The following is a 15,771-nucleotide window of genomic DNA, read 5'->3' as shown; positions in this document are numbered from 1 at the left end:
CCGACGCGCACTTATTCCGCCGCGAGCTCCGCGGCGACTTCGTCGCTCAACTCGAGGTTGTGGTACACGTTCTCGACGTCGTCTTCGTCCTCGAGGATCTCGAAGAGGCGCAGGTTTTGGCGCGCGATGTCGACGTCCGGGGTGACGAAGACGTCGGCCAATTTGGTGAGCTCGTCGGTGATGAACTCGTTATAGCCGGCTTCCTCAAGCGCGCCGCGAAGCGCCATGAAGTCGCTGTACTCGCATAGGATGGTGACCACGCCGTCTTCGTGCTCGACGTCGACCGCGCCGTTCTCCAGCGCGAACATCATCAGCTCGTCGACGTCCTCGATCTGGTCTTCGCTGATGCTGAAGATGCCGCGGTCCTTGAACATCCAGTTGACGCAGCCGTCTTCGCCCAGGTTGCCATTGTTTTTGTTAAAGTGATGGCGCAAATCGGCGACGATTCGGTTGCGGTTGTCGGTCGCGCCGGTCAGATAAATCGCGACGCCGCCGGGGCCGTAACCCTCGTAGTTGAACGCGTCATAGGAGACGCCCTCAAGCTCGCCGGTGCCCTTCTTGATGGCGCGCTCGATATTGTCTTTGGGCATATTCGCGGCTTTGGCCTTATCGACATACAGCCGAAGCTCGTTATTGACGTCGATATCGCCACCACCGCGCCGCGCCGCCGCGGTGATTTTTTTGACCAATTTGCTGAAAATTTTGCCGCGCTTTGCGTCTTCGCGGCCCTTTTTATGCTTAATATTCGCCCATTTACTATGTCCAGCCATTTGCCACCTCTTGGTCGGTGATTGCGGTGATTTAATACCCGCTGCTTTTAGAACGATAAGGCCATCGACTCAAGGGTTTTATCGGGTCTGACGGCGAAGATGCTGTGTTTTTTTTGCCCGCGATATGCCAAATTATTGGAATTCTCGCCGGCGTTGCTTGTTGGCTTGGTGCGCTCGGGGCTTCTATCATTCTGTCTTTGTTGTTTAATTTCAAGGGCTTCGCTAGAATTATCAAAACCCCGGTCGATGATGCTAGGAGATTCTATCGACGCTCCGTCGATTCCTACCTGGTGGCGCCGTCGCCCCGCGACGGCGTCGAAGATAAGTCATCCCACCCCCCGTTTTTTGGCGCTGCTAATTCATATATGAGCATGCCTGAGGAAAAATCCGACATGGAAACGCGTACCCCGCGGGCCCTGATGCCGACGCGATGGCCCGTTCTTTTGGCTGCGTTCGCCTTCGTTGGGCTGCCTTTTTCTTGGGCAGCCTGCGCAACCACGTCAAGCATTCCGGCCGTCGAAGGTGGGCTAAGCGCCGAGGCGAAGCCTGCTCCCGAGCTTATCCCGCCCCCCCAGCCGCCGCCCTTTATCGGGCCGCCCCCGGCCTCAGAGGAGCATTGGACGATGCCGGACATCGGCACACGCTCGCCAGATTTTCCGCTGCTCCCGGAGGAGTCGTCGAGCGAAAGTCGCTCGGTGGGCAGCGTCACACACGGCTGGCTGGCGAACGCGCGCCGCATCCCGCAGCCGCACCCCTACCTGCAGCAGCTCCGGGTGCAACATACGCGCGGGTTAAACTTTACCTCCGACGCGATGCTCGCCCTGGTGGAGCAGGCCGGGGCGCATGTGGTTAAGAAGTTCCCGGAGTCTGTGGTTCCGCTGGGGAATTTCAGCGCCGAGGGTGGCGGTGATATCCCCTATTCTTTCTCGCATAATTCGGGGCGAGATGCCGATCTGGGGTTCTTTGTGTTGGACTCGGAGGGGCAGCCTGCCACGCCGGATAACCTCGTCTCTCTGGACGCAAATGGCTACGCCGAGGTGGTCGGAGAAGATGGCGAAATCCAGCATTATTATTTCGACGCGCCCCGCAATTGGGCGTTGGTCGAGGGGTTGATTCAAGCCGATTCGGCGACCCTGCAATATATCTTCATCTCCAATCCGCTGAAGCGAATCTTGCTCAAGGAGGCGCGAAAGCAGGGCGCCAAGCGCGACGTGGTTCAGAAGGCGAGTGTGCTGCTGCACCAGCCGGGCGGCGCGCTGCCCCACGACAATCATTTTCATCTTCGGATCTACTGCTCGAAGACCGACGCCGAGTCCGGCTGTGTGGACGTGGGTCGCAAGGTCCGCGGGTATAAGTCCCACGCCGGAGCGCGTCGAAATATTATCAAGAAGGCGGCCAAGTTGACGGGCGACGCCGAGGCTGACGTGCGCCTGGCGGCGGTGCGTCGCCTGCATATGCTCGACGCCAGCGGAGAGCGGGACGCGGTGATTGGGGCGCTCGCCGATTCGGACGCGCGGGTGCGCGCCGCCGCGGCGCGCGCGCTCGGGGAGTTTGGGGTCGGCTCTGATGCCCTGGCAAAGCAGCTCGTCGCCGAAGAAGACCCCCAGGCGCTGGTCGAGATGATCAGCGCGCTTGGGAGCATCGCCGACCGCGATGCGGTCGACGCGTTGGTGGCCGCGCTGGGCGTCGCGCGCCCGATTCAACTTCCCAGCGGGATGCCTGACGCGGCGCAGGTCACCGGCGCCGAGATGACCGACGCGCGGATCTTTGTCGCCCAGGCGCTCGTCTATACCGAGAGCGCGCGTCCGGTGCCGGCGCTCATCGCGATGCTGAACTCGGAGCATGACGGCGTGCGCCAAAGCGCGTTGAGCGCGCTGCGGATCCTGACCAATTATCGGATGGTCCCGCGCGCCCAAACGCCCGACGCCGACGGCGCTTCGATTCGTGAGCGCGCGGTCGTCTCGCCCGGGGAGGTGCTGCAGCGTGCCGAGGCGCAAAAGGTCGAGGGCGAGGAGCTTACGCCGGCTGAGATCGCCGAGCTGTGGCAAAATTGGTACGCCGAGCACCGCGCGATGGGGCGCGATGAGTGGCTCGCCGGTGGGTTTCGCGCGGCCGGCTATTCGGTCGAGCGCCTCAGCGTGCGCGAGGTGTGGGACCTGTGCCGGGCGGTCGCCGACGATGACCACCTCAGCTATAACGCGCAGCGCATTTTGATGCGGCTGTCAAAGCGCGAGCCCGCGAGCCTGTCTTGGTCGAAGGAGGACGCTAATTTCTATTGGCGCCGATGGTTTGAGCGGCGCTGGAAACGCCTGGGGGCGCCGCCGATTCCCGCGGAGCTGTCGACCCTGAAATAGTCCAAATCGCGCTCGCCCCGGGCCTCCGGGGGGGCACCGGTTGAGGACGCGCTCCTCGAGCGCCATTAGTTTACATATCCGGTGGGAGATAGTAGTGTTTTCAAGTGTGAAATTTTTTGATTTACCTTGTGCTGAGCGTCTGAATTGAATCCTCAAAACACTGTGAAACGCGCGCCCGCCGCGGTGAAAACCGTCGCGAGCGCTTGTGCGAAATTTGGCTCAAAGAACCGGCGTCGCGCCGCGCGCGCAGCCCTGTGGGCGCTGACGATGCTTATGATGCTCGCCTGGGCCCCCGGGTGTAGTTCTGAGCTCGACCCGACCGAGCCCGACGGCGCGTATTATCTCTTCCGCGACGCGCTCTTGGCCGGCGACGGCGAAGGCGTGTGGAAGTATAGCGACCAGGCCACCCACGTCTATTTCCAGGATCGCTACGAGCATCTGGTAGAGATGGACGAGACCATCGAGCAATTTTTGCCCCTTACCGACCACCGCATCGCGCGCCAGCAATCCGGCGCGGTCTTGCTCGACGAGGTGAAAGACGGAAAGGGCCTGTTTTTGAAGCTCTTTCAGTCCCAGAAATTCGCCGAGGATGAGGCGATTCGCATCGGCACCGATATCGACGAGTTGGAGGTCAATAAGGACAGCACTGCCGCGCGAATTTCGACCCGCGCGAAGCAAGTCTATCTGTTGGACCGCGACAAAAAATCCGAACAATGGCATATTATGCTGATGGAGTCTGAGACCTCCAAAAGTATAGAGAATTCGCTGGGTTGGCTCGGTCATAATGAGTCGGCGCTCCAGCAAACCGTCGAGGATTTGGTCGCGGAGCAGCGCGAGAAGCGCGAAGCGATCATCGCCGAATTGATGAAACCAAAAGCTGACTAGGCTTCCCGGGCATGAGCGACGAAAACAATATTCCAGATCTCAGTGGTAATCTGCAGCCGCTGGAAGAGGGCGAAGTCGCGCCTGACGACGCGCAGGCGCGCTCGGTGTCCTTGCGCGAGTCCCAGGTCGCCAAGAAGGGCGACGGCGCGGCGGCTGGCAAGAAGAAGGGCAAGAGCAAAAAGCCCGACCCGCTGATCGGGACGATGCTCAACGGCAATTATCGCCTTGAGCGCAAGATCGGCGAAGGCGGCATGGGCAACGTGTATCAGGCGACGCAATTCCCGCTTGAGCGCAAAGTCGCCATCAAAATCCTCAAACCCAGCGAGACCAATCCGGAGGGCGAGCATTATTTTATGCGCGAGGTGAAGGCGATCAATATGCTTCGCCACCCCAACATCATCAGCGTGCTCGATTACGGCAAAGACGCCGCGACCGACGCGCTCTTTTTGGTGATGGAGTATCTGCCCGGCCAGACCCTCGAACGCGTCATCAAAAAAGAGTTCCCGATTCAACCGCTGCGCATCTGTGAGATCGCCATTCAGGTGCTCAGCGCCCTGGAGAGCGCCCACGCCGCTGGCATCGTCCACTGCGACCTGAAGCCGGCCAATATCATGGTCGAGCAGGTCGCCGGGCAAAATGACTTCGCCAAGGTGCTCGACTTCGGCATCGCCAAGGTCAAAGAGACCGGCATGAAGGCCGGCCCGTACACCCAGCAGGGCAATATCGTCGGGACCTTCGACTATATGAGTCCCGAGCAGATCATGCGCAAGGATCTCGACGGGCGAAGCGACCTCTGGTCGCTGGGGGTCATCTTGTACGAGATGCTCACGCGCAAGCGGGTCTTCCACGATAAGGAGGCGGTGAGCATCATCGGGCGCGTCATGCAGATGCCGGTGCAGCCGCCGTCGTCGCTGGTCCCCGGGGTCCCTGTGCTCCTGGACCGCATCGTGATGAAGGCGATGGAGCGAAACCTCAACGACCGCTTTGGCTCCGCCGCCGAGATGCGCAGCGCCCTCCAAAAAGCAGCGCGCTGGTTCGAGGAGAACCCCAGCGGCGCCCCGGCCGGGGCGGTCCCGGGGCCGAGCCTGACCGGGCGGCGCAGCGGATCGCTGGCCGAGAGCGGTCTGGTGCGCGATGAGTCGGGGAATCTCTCGGGCTCCGCGCCGCACCGGATTTCGCGCTCGGGACCGACGGGCATCGGCGACTCCGGGATTGGCGCGCTGTATACGCGTTCGGGAAATTTCGGCGACCCGAGCCGCTCCGGCACCCACGTCGCCTCGGGCACCTCGGTGCTCGACCAGACCTTCAGCGTCGAAGAGTTAAAGGGCAGCCTGCTCGGCGAAAAGCGCAAAGTCGCGGTGCTCGCGGTGCGGCAGCGCTCGCGGGTTAAAGATGGCGTCGACGCCAGCGAGATCGCCCGGCGAAGCAACGTCGAAAAGGCCGCGATTCGCCAGATCGTCGCGCATTTTGGCGGCGAAATCGACAGCTTTTTGGGCGGTACTTTCGTCATCCTCTTTGGGGCGAGGCGCGCCCATGTTGGCGATAACTATCGTGCCGTAGAATGTGCGCTTCAATTGCAGAAGACGATGCGCCAACTGCCTCACGGCGCCGACCACCTGGGCTTTGGCCTGGTCTACGGCGAAGTCTCGCTGTCGCGCGCCGAAGGCTCGCATGCCTACGGCGAGGCGATTGACCGGGCGGTCGCGGTCTCTGGCGCGTCGCGAGAGGCGGTGGTGTTGGCCGATGAAAGCCTCGCCGAGACCACGCGCGGCCGGGTGCGCTTCGATGAGGCGCGGCTCGTCGGCGGTAAAGAGGTCAGCGAGGTCCTCAAAATAAGCCGCGACACCATCGGGGACGCCGGCCAGCCGACCGAGCTCGACCAGCTCGACCTGTATGTGCCGCGGGTTCAACTCTTTGAGTCCCTGTCGCGCGTCGCCGCCGACGTGCAAAAAGGCCACGGGGCCGGGGTGGCGCTGCTCGGTGAGATGGGCGTGGGCAAGACAAAATTCCTGACGAAATTTGTGGAGTCGCGCCAGGATACGAAGATCGCCGGCGCCGAGGGCACCAAGCCCAAGAAATGGCAGGCCTTTTTCGTAAGCGCCGCCGACCAACCGCGCGCCCAGAGCCTCTCGGCGGTGCGCGTGTGGATTCGCCAGATCGCCCAGACCTACCGGGCGCCGGCCGAGTTGCTCCAGAAGGCATGTCGCAGCCTGGGGCTCACGCAGCATGTCGAAGCGGTGGTCGCGCTCTATCTTCGCGAAGGCCCGCTCGACGCCGATGCCGCCGCCCAGGCGCAGAATCTGCCGTGGACCTCGCAGCAGGAGTTCTCGCATTTTAGCGCCGCCTTGCTCCATAAATTGCTGCGCTTTGCGCTCAAGACCGGCCCGGTGCTCCTGGCTGTCGACGATATTCCGGTCGAAGACCCGCCGATGATCGAGTTTTTGGACGCGCTCCTGGCGCGCACTCGCAAGCTGCCTGTGATGATCGTGGTGAGCCGGCGCATCTCGGCGGCGACCCGTGACCACGGCCTGCCGGGCAGCCTCGACATCCTCGAAGTGCGCGGGTTTACCCGCGAAGAGTCGCGCCAATTTGTGGCGCAGATCCTCGGGCAGACCCCGCCGATCGCGGTGGTCGAGCAACTCCAGATGCGCTCGAGCGGCAACCCGGTCTTCTTGCACGAATTGGTGCGCTCGATTCGGCGCAACCGCGGCCAAGAAGGGCTGATGAACGCCGAATTGCTCGCCGGCGCCGGCGTGCCGCAGAGCCTGCACGAGCTGCTGGCGGCGCGCGTTGACGAGCTCGACGAAGAGCTGCGCGACCTGCTTCGGCTGGCCTCCGTGCTCGGCGAGAGCTTCGGCGAGGCCTGGTTCTTCCAGATCACGCCCTCGCATCTTAACCCGCGCGAGAACCTCGCGGTGCTCGTTGAGCACCAGATGATCGTCGCGCAATACGACGCCGTCGGGCGGGTGAGCCTGGCGTTTGAGCCGCGCGCGCTGCGAAAGCTCGTCTACGACCGCCTGCCCGACAAGGCGCGCGTCGAGATTCATACCCGCGTCATTGAATTCCTGGAGAGCGCCCCCGAGATCGCGGCCGTCGACCCCATCGATATCCCGTTGATGCTCGCCTTTCATTATCGTTCCGTGGGCGGCTTCGAAGGCGCGGCGTATTATCTGGGCGAGGGCGGGGCGGGCTTGCTCGACCTCTATGATTACGCCGGCGCGATCGCGCATTTCGAAGACGCGCTCGACCTGCTCAAGCAGGCCAATGTCGCGGCGAATTCCGAAGTCCGGGTGTCGGTGCAGACGCGTCTTCTGGTGGCGCTGCGCGAGTCGGGGCGCATCGAAGACGCCCAGCGCGTGGTCGATGGGCTGGGCGATGTTGACGCGCTGGAGCCGGGCGTGCGCGCGGCGCTGCTCTACGAGGTCGGCCTCACGACGATGGAGTCCGGCGGCATGGAACAAAGCCAGGTCGCGCTTGAGAAGTTGCGCCTGGCCGCGGTGGAGACCGGCGACCTCAAGACCGAGGTGCGCGCGCTGTTGGCCCAGGCGCAGCTCTTTGAGAAGCAGAACCAACTCGGCCGCGCCGCCGACGTGCTGATGACGGTCCCCGAGAAGGTCGAAGCGCTTGGCCAGCTCGACCTGTCGAACCCGGACGAGCGCAAACTCTATTGGACCGCGTATAATCAGCTCGGCACGCTATTTATCCGGCAAAAAGACTTCCAAAAGGCGCAGAAATTTCTCAACGCTTCGCTTCAGCGCGCCCAGCACATCTCGGACCACCGCGGCCTGGCCCGGATCCTGTCGAACCTCGGCGCGCTCTGCCTGGGCATGCGCGACGTCAAGCGCGCCCAGGTCTATTTCGACAACGCCTGCAAGGCTGCCCAGGGCGTGGGCGACCTGCTCAATCAAAGCCGCATCCTCACCAACCAGGGCATCACCGCCCTGCAGGCCAACGACCTGGAGGCCAGCAAAACCTTCTTCACCCGCGCCCGCGCCATCGCCGAGGAGATCGGCTGGTACGAGGGCCTCGCGGAACTCTCCATCCACATCAAGCGCTTGAAACAGGCGTTGGGTTAGGCGTCGTGCGGTCGGGGGGGCGTGCCGTGAATTTGCCCCTCAATGACCGATTTTCTGTATTCAACAAAACAAGTGCTTAGCTTCGAGCGTGACCCGGGAACGTTGAGTTTTCGCGGGGTTATTCTTCTTTTCGGAGCAGTACTTATGGCATCCCAATTGCGCATCGCGTTGATCGCGCCACTGGCCGAGAGCGTGCCGCCCCGGGGGTACGGGGGCACGGAGCGGGTGGTGTCGTATTTGTGCGAGGAATTGGTCGCCCAGCAACACCAGGTCACGCTCTTTGCGAGCGCGGATTCGCATACCCAGGCGGAGTTAGTCGTCGGCGCCCCGCAGGCGCTTCGGGGCGAAGCGGGCACCGCCGGGGTGCCGATGGGCTGGTATATGCTGATGCTCGAGAAGCTCTATCAGCGCGTCGATGACTTCGATATCATTCACTCGCATGTCGACTATTTGCCCTATTCGATGATGCGTCGGCTCGGCAAGCCCATGCTCAGTACGATGCATGGGCGCATGGATTTGCCGGAGTACCGGCCGCTCTATGACGAGTTTCGGGATATGGCGTTGGTGTCGATTTCCTACGCCCAGCGGCGCCCGCTGCCGGCGGCGCCCTGGGTCGACACCATCTATCACGGGCTGCCGCGCGGGCTCTATTCGGCCGGCGAGGGCGGGGATTATCTGGCGTTTGTGGGGCGCATGTCGCCCGAGAAGCGCGTCGATGACGCGATCGAGGTGGCGGTTCGGGCCGGGGTGCCGATTAAGATCGCGGCGAAGGTCGACCCGAGCGAGCGCGCGTATTTTGAGGCGGTGATTGAGCCGCTTTTGGGTCATGAACTCGTTGATTTTATTGGGGAAGTAGGGGAGGCCGAAAAGACCGCTCTTCTCAAAGGCGCGCGCGCGTTTCTGTTTATGGTCGACTGGCCTGAGCCCTTCGGCCTGGCGATGATCGAGGCGATGGCCTGCGGCACGCCGGTGATCGCGCGGCGCTGCGGCTCGATCCCCGAGGTGGTCGACCATGGGGTCACCGGCTTCGTGTGCGACAACCTCACCCAGGCGGTCGAGGCGGTCGGGGCGCTCGATAACCTGGACCGCGGGATCGTGCGCCAGACCTTCGAGCGCCGCTTCTCCGCCGCGCGCATGGCGCGTGACTATGTGCTCGCCTACCGAGACCAGATGCTCAACCACTATCGTGCCGGTCTGAGTGATATCTGGGACATGGGCATCGCCGGCGACGACACGGTACGTCGCCGCCCGACTTGAAGGGGGACGAAGGCCGAAGCCATGTCGGGGGCTTGGGAAATCCAGGCGTCTCGATGACGCCCAGGGAACAATCGAACCCGTAAAAAATAGGCCCGGACGATGACTGATACTGACTTCCATATCCTGACCACGAGCATGATCAACGCCGGGCGCACGCGGGTGCTCAAGCAGGCCAACCTCTTCGTCGTCTACGATGAAGACGGGGATATCTCGTCGGAAGGCGGGGGCTCCCACGGCCTCTATATGAACGATATGCGCCATCTATCGATGCTTGAGTTTCGCCTGTGGGAGCAAAAGCCGGTGCTCCTAAGCTCGACCATTGTCGAGGATAACTCGCTGCTCACCGTCGACCTGACCAACCCGGAGTTGATCGAAACCGAGACGCAGAAGAAGCTTGAGCGCACCTCTAAATCTCGGCGGGAGAAGTTGGTCGCCGGGACGCAGACCGGCGGGGCGTCGGTGGTGGTGGAGCAGGGCGACGCGCCTGGAGACCAGGGGGCAGCGCGGTCGGACGAGGGCGATGAGGACCAGGGGGAGCCGGTGCGCCTGACGCGCATCTTGTCGGATACCCTGCATATCCATCGCAGCAAATTTGTGACCGAAGACACCGCGCACGAGAAAATTCGGATGCATAACTACGGCGAGGCCACGCTGACGGTGCCGATCGTGGTGCGCTTTGAGGCCGACTTTATCGATATGTTCGAGGTTCGGGGCACGCCGCGCGATGAGTGCGGGGAGTTTTTGGAGACCACGGTCACGGACGTGAGCGTGCGCTTTGGGTATATCGGCCTGGACCATGTGCAGCGGGAGACCCGCGTCGCCTTCGTGCAGCGCCCCGACAGCTTGAGCGCGAATGAGGCGCGTTTTGAGTTCGAGATTGGGCCGGGCCAGCGGCGTGAGCTGACGTATTCGGTGGAGTGCGCGATCAAGGAGTTGGCCCACGATGCCCCTGCGGAGGCCTCGGAGAACGGCCTGGACTCGGGGGACCCGCAGGCGTTGGCGCGCCTGGGCTTTGGGCGCGCGGCAGGCTACCGCCAGGCCTACGCCCAGATGAGCGAGCGCATGCGGGCCGCGCACACGGCGCGCTGTCGGTTCGACTCCTCCAATGTCTTCTATAATTTGATGCTCGGGCGCGCCGACGCCGACCTGCAGATGTTGGCGACGGAGACGGAACACGGCCTCTACCCCTACGCCGGAACCCCCTGGTTTAACACGGTTTTTGGCAGGGATGGGCTGATCTGTGCGTACCAGGTATTGAATATTCGCCCGGAGATTTCGCGGGGTGTGCTGGGCTATCTGGCCGCGCATCAGGCCGCTGAATTTAGCGACGAGCGCGACGCCGAGCCCGGCAAGATCCTCCACGAGATTCGCCACGACGAGATGGCCAACACGGGCGAGGTTCCGTTTAGCTATTATTACGGCAGCATCGACTCGACGCCGCTCTTCGTCGCGTTGGCCGGGGCGTATCTGCGCCGAAGCGGGGACCTGGAGTTTATCAAATCGATCTGGCCGATGATCGTCAAAGCCATCGAGTGGATCGACGTCTACGGGGACCGCGACGGCGACGGCTATGTCGAATACGGCCGGCGCACCGCGCAGGGTTTGCGCCAGCAGGGGTGGAAGGATTCCGATGATTCGGTCTACCACGCCGATGGGACGCTGGCGGACGCGCCGATCGCGCTGTGCGAGGTCCAGGGCTATGTGTTCGCCGCGCGGCGCGCCGCCGCGCAGATAGCCGAGGCGCTGGGCGAGGAGGAGTACGCGCGCGCGCAGCGCCGCCAGGCGATGGAGCTAAAGGAGCGATTTCAGCGAGACTTTTGGGACGAAGCGCTCGGCACCTATGTGCTGGCGCTCGACGGCGCGAAGCGCGCGTGTCGGGTGCGCTCCTCGAACGCCGGGCATTGCCTCTTTAGCGGCATCGCCACGCTGGAGCGCGCCCAACAGGTCGGCAAACAACTCCTGGAGGACGACTTCTTCAACGGTTGGGGGGTGCGCACGATGCCGCTGGGGCAGGTGCGCTATAATCCGATCTCCTATCATAACGGGTCGGTCTGGCCGCACGATAATACGATGATCGCGATGGGCCTGGCGCGCTACGGTCTTAAGGACGAGGCGCTGCGGATTATGGCCGGGCTGTACCACGCGTCGCGCTATTTTGAGCTGAACCGAATGCCCGAGCTCTTCTGCGGGTTTGAGCGCCGCCCCAGCGAGGGCCCGACGCTCTACCCGGTGGCGTGTGCGCCGCAGGCCTGGGCGGCCGGCGGCGTCTTCCTGCTGCTCGACGCGGCGCTTGGGCTCTACGTCGACGGGCGCCAGGGGCTGGTCAAATTTCATAACCCGCGTCTGCCCGACTTTTTGGACACGCTGCGCATCCGCCGCGTCCAGGTGGGCGACGCCATGGTCGACATCGAACTCAAGCGCTATCGAAACGACGTCGGCGTGCAGATTCTAAAGCGTCGCGGCAAGGTAGAAGTCATGGTGGTCAAATGACCCTGGGGATGATCATTGTGCTGGGGATCACGGCGTTGGCGGTGTTGCTCTTTATCCTGGAGCCGATTCCGCTGGACGTCACCGCGATGTTGGTGCTCGTCTTATTGGTGCTGCTGGGTAAATGGACGCAAGTGACGCCGGCGGATGCGGTCTCGGGGTTCTCAAACCCAGCCACGCTCACCGTGTTGTCGATGCTCATCTTAAGCGACGGGGTGCGCCGAACCGGCATGATTCAGGGGATCGCGCGTCATTTGAGCAAGATGGTCGGCAGCAGTGAGAAGAAGCAACTTTTGGCGACCTTCGCGATGGCGGGGCCGATGTCGGGTATTATGAATAATACGCCGGTCGTCGCGCTTTTGCTGCCCCTGGTCACCGAGATGGCGCATAAGGGGCGGGTTTCGCCCTCTAAGCTGCTGCTGCCGCTCTCCTATATCTCGATGCTCGGCGGCATGCTCACGCTCATCGGTACCTCGACCAATATCCTGGCCGCCGATATCTCGGTGCGCTTGCTCGACCATAAGATTGGGATGTTTGAGATCACCGGCCTGGGGGCGATCGTGATGGGGGTCGGCGCGGTTTATCTGTATTTTGCGGCGCCGATCTTATTGCCCGAGCATGTAAAACCGCGGGGCAGCACGCTCGAGAACTTTGAGGTCGCCAGTTTTTTGCGTGAGCTAAAATTATGGGCGGATGCGCCGATGCTCGGGATGTCGCTGCGCGATTGGTTAGATAATTCGGACCTCAAGCTTGCCCTGCTCGCCATCGTCCGCGGCGAGGCGGTGTTCGAGCACCCGGACCGTGACCAGGTGCTGCAGGAGGGAGATATTTTATTGGTCCACGCGACCGAGAAATACCTGAAGATGCTCGAAGACGGCGGCGGGGTTGAGCTGCTGCCGCCGCGAAAGTTTACCCCCGACCAGATTATGATCTCGGGGGATTTTAATAGCCTCGCCCAGATCGTCGTGGTCGCCGGCTCGGCGCTCGAGGGGCGCACGATCCGGGCGACCAACTTCCCGGAGCGCTTCGACGCCTATGTGCTGGCGCATCGCAGCCGCAGCGTGGTGCGGCGCGAGGACTTCGCCGACCAGGTGCTGCGAAGCGGCGATACGGTGCTGCTGCAGACGACCCGAAAGGGGCAGGAGAGGATGGCGGCGAGTCCGGATGTCATTCTGATGAATGCCAGTGAACGAAAGGGCTATCGGCCCGAGAAGATCCCGGTCGCCATCGCCATTCTGCTCGCCGTGGTGGGCCTGGCGGCCTTTGACGTTCTGCCGATTATGGTGAGCGCGCTGGCCGGGGTGGTGGCGATGCTCTTGACCGGCGTGGTGCGCTCCTCGGAGATGTATAAGGACGTCGATTGGCGGGTGATCTTTATGCTGGCCGGCATCATCCCGCTGGGGATTGCGTTGGAGCAAACCGGCACGGCGCAATTTTTGGGGAGCGCGTTGGCCGGAAGCGGTGAGTATCTGCCGGCGATCGTGGTCCTGTGGCTCTTCTATATCTCGACGGGTTTGATCACCGAATTTATCAGTAATAACGCGGCGGTGCTGTTGATGATCCCGGTGGCGGCGGCGACCGCCACGCAGATCGGGGCGAATGAATTTGCGTTTGTGCTGGCGGTGATGTTTGCGGCGAGCACCGCGTTTCTGGGGCCGGTGGGCTATCAGACCAATCTGTTCGTATACGGTCCCGGCGGGTATTGTGTGCGCGACTTCATTCGCATCGGCGCGCCGCTGCAATTGCTCCTCTCGGTCGTGACCGTGATGGGGATCGATTATATCTGGGGCATCTAAAAGGCGGTGGTTTTCTCAAAGATCCGGCGCCGATGCGCAGCGCAGGGCGTCGGTCGGGCGCGGGTGCTTGAGCCGGCTGTTTGAGTGCTTAGGTATACACTACGCGGCCGAGGTCCCTGGGCCGTCAAACCCAGCGAGAAGTTCATAAAAAATTCGGGGCAAGGGAGCGGTTATGAGCGTTACAGGTATTCGACCATTAGATCGCCAGGTCAACGTCGCCATGGAGTGGATCCACGACACCGATGATGAGTTCGGCTGGCAGGATCCGCTAAAGACTTATCACGCCCTGGTCGCGACTCTGCACGCGTTGCGCGACCGGTTAAGCGTCGATGAGGCGGCGGATTTCGCCGCCCAACTCCCCGGGTTACTTCGGGGCGTCTTTTACGAGGGCTTTCGCCCCTCCCAGATGCCGGTCAAAGGCAGAGATGTGGATGACTTCTTGGATGGAATTCGGGCGGGCTTTGCCCCCGGGCAGAGTATCAACCCGGAGTTGATCGCCACGCGCGTCTTCGCGGTGCTCTCCCGACGGGTGAGCGGCGGTGAGATACGTCAGGTGCGAGGCATGCTGCCGCATTCCTTCCAATATCTGTGGCCCGTGGAGGTTCCCGTCGACCATTTCGGAAGCGATGAGCCACCGCACGCGCGCATCTGACAAAGCGGGTGAGGCACGGTCAAATTCAGGTGTTCTGACTGGCACACGCTAGCGCATGGCCCGGGAACTCGGCGGGCGCGAAATATGCGCCGGGTTCGCGTGGTTGAACCTGCGCGCTCGCGCTGATACGCACGTGTCGACGTGCGCCGGGCAATGCGCTAGCATCGCTTTCGCGCAATGAATTTCAAAATTCACCCGCTTAAGTCGGAATAAATTATAGCGAGTACTGAAGATGTCAGAACAGAATTTCCTAGTCGATGCCGAGGGCGGCAGCGCGCGCTTTCGCGTGCTCGGGTTATTGGCCAATGGGCGCAGCTACCAGATCGTTGGGGTCGAGGACACCCAGGCCGACACCGCCAGTGAGCAGACGCTTTGCGCGCGCGCGGTGCTCTATGACACCGGCTATAGCACCGACGCCGACTATGTGCGGATTCGCCGCGAGGCGGTGCGCGAGGAGTGGGCGTTTTTAGAGAAGATGAACAGCCCGCTTTTGCCCACGCCGATTGCGCTGCTAAACGTCGGGATCGCCCCGGAAGACCTGCCCGAGATCGAGGACGCCGAGTCGATGGCCGACGAACCCCAGGTCGAGCCGGTGTTGGTCTGTGATTGGCAGGACGGCCTGACCATTTTCGAGTGGATTCGCCGCGAGCATCCCGAGGGATTACCCAGCGAACAGGCGCTCGACTTGATGGGCGAATTGGTCGCGTTTTTGCAGAGCGTCCACACCGCAGGCTATGTGTTTCGCGACCTCGACCCGCGCCACTTTATCGTGGGCGAGGCCGACGAAGCCGCGGCCGATTCGGTCGATGGCGAGGCGAGCAGCCCGAAGATGACGCTGACCCGGGTGGTGGGGTTTGGCAACGCGACCCTCATCGCCGAGCGCCCGAACCAGGCGAAATTCCACTATAATGAGTCGCCCTATGTCGCCCCCGAGGTCCGCGGCGATCGCTCCGGCACGATGCTTCGCACCGGCGCCGACAGCTACGCGCTCGGCGCCTTGCTCAGCTTTATCCTGACCGGCGAGGAGCCGCGCACCGTGGTCGAAAACCCGCTGGGTCAACTGGCCTATGAGCGCCTGAGCAACCTGGATCCGCCCGGGCTCTCGCTCTTGGTCGCGCGCCTGATCCAGCCGCACGGCAAGAACCGCATCGCCCGCATGGAGCGCCTGGCGAAATACGCCACCCGCGAGAACCTGCCCACCATGCAGACCAAGGGCTTCGGCATGCTTCTGCTGCCGGCTCCGTTCTCGGGCGTCGAAGACCCCAAGAATAATCGCGCTCTGCATAGCAAATTATCGGCAGGTCCGTTAATTAGTATCGAACCTGATGCGAATAACAGAGTGGCGGAGAGGGCGTCGGAGTCCGCACAGGACCCGGACAGCGCGTCGTTTTTTGCCGATAGAATGCCGCTGTCGTGGAGCCTGGCGGCGGCGGGTCTCGGGGTGGTTTCGGTCGTCGTGTTGATTGTTTTGGGCGCGATATAAAATATTTTGAT

The 15,771-nt window shown here is 62.5% G+C and carries 9 protein-coding genes; 8 read left to right on the top strand and 1 reads right to left on the bottom strand.

Features of this window, described 5'->3' with window-relative positions; genetic code table 11:
* Positions 1-11 precede the first annotated feature (11 nt).
* Complete coding sequence (locus DN745_RS14620; RefSeq protein WP_111335979.1) at positions 12-770, bottom strand: YebC/PmpR family DNA-binding transcriptional regulator; 759 nt, start codon at positions 768-770, stop codon at positions 12-14.
* A gap of 392 nt (positions 771-1,162) precedes the next feature.
* Between DN745_RS14620 and DN745_RS14615 the strand changes: the two genes are divergently transcribed.
* The 8 genes from DN745_RS14615 to DN745_RS14580 all read left to right on the top strand — a co-directional run bounded on the left by DN745_RS14615 (position 1,163) and on the right by DN745_RS14580 (position 15,760).
* Positions 1,163-3,124, top strand: coding sequence for a HEAT repeat domain-containing protein (locus DN745_RS14615; RefSeq protein WP_162687692.1), 1,962 nt, complete (start codon positions 1,163-1,165; stop codon positions 3,122-3,124).
* Between the two features lie 267 nt (positions 3,125-3,391).
* Positions 3,392-4,009, top strand: a complete 618-nt coding sequence (locus DN745_RS14610; RefSeq protein WP_133622015.1) for a hypothetical protein — start codon at positions 3,392-3,394, stop codon at positions 4,007-4,009.
* A gap of 11 nt (positions 4,010-4,020) precedes the next feature.
* Positions 4,021-8,085 carry a serine/threonine-protein kinase gene (locus tag DN745_RS14605; protein ID WP_111335974.1) on the top strand — a complete coding sequence of 1,355 codons (4,065 nt, stop codon included), beginning with the start codon at positions 4,021-4,023 and terminating at the stop codon, positions 8,083-8,085.
* A 144-nt stretch (positions 8,086-8,229) separates the two neighbouring features.
* Entirely contained in the window at positions 8,230-9,342 is a 1,113-nt protein-coding gene (locus DN745_RS14600) for a glycosyltransferase family 4 protein (RefSeq protein ID WP_204355006.1), read from the top strand.
* Between the two features lie 99 nt (positions 9,343-9,441).
* Positions 9,442-11,832, top strand: coding sequence for an amylo-alpha-1,6-glucosidase (locus tag DN745_RS14595; RefSeq protein WP_111335972.1), 2,391 nt, complete (start codon positions 9,442-9,444; stop codon positions 11,830-11,832).
* Positions 11,829-13,625 (top strand): SLC13 family permease, encoded by a 1,797-nt coding sequence (locus DN745_RS14590; protein ID WP_204355005.1) that lies wholly within the window; start codon positions 11,829-11,831, stop codon positions 13,623-13,625. Before DN745_RS14595 ends, DN745_RS14590 begins: the two co-directional genes overlap by 4 nt.
* A gap of 172 nt (positions 13,626-13,797) precedes the next feature.
* Positions 13,798-14,277: a DUF2267 domain-containing protein gene (locus tag DN745_RS14585; RefSeq protein ID WP_111335971.1), complete on the top strand. Its 480-nt coding sequence runs from the start codon at positions 13,798-13,800 to the stop codon at positions 14,275-14,277.
* A gap of 232 nt (positions 14,278-14,509) precedes the next feature.
* Positions 14,510-15,760 carry a serine/threonine-protein kinase gene (locus DN745_RS14580; protein WP_111335969.1) on the top strand — a complete coding sequence of 417 codons (1,251 nt, stop codon included), beginning with the start codon at positions 14,510-14,512 and terminating at the stop codon, positions 15,758-15,760.
* The last annotated feature ends 11 nt before the right edge of the window (positions 15,761-15,771 follow it).

Origin of the sequence: Bradymonas sediminis, from assembly GCF_003258315.1 — a bacterium.
Lineage (GTDB): Bacteria > Myxococcota_A > Bradymonadia > Bradymonadales > Bradymonadaceae > Bradymonas > Bradymonas sediminis.
The sequence above is the reverse complement of the archived record's forward strand: the minus strand, read 5'-3'. Positions and strand labels throughout refer to the sequence as shown.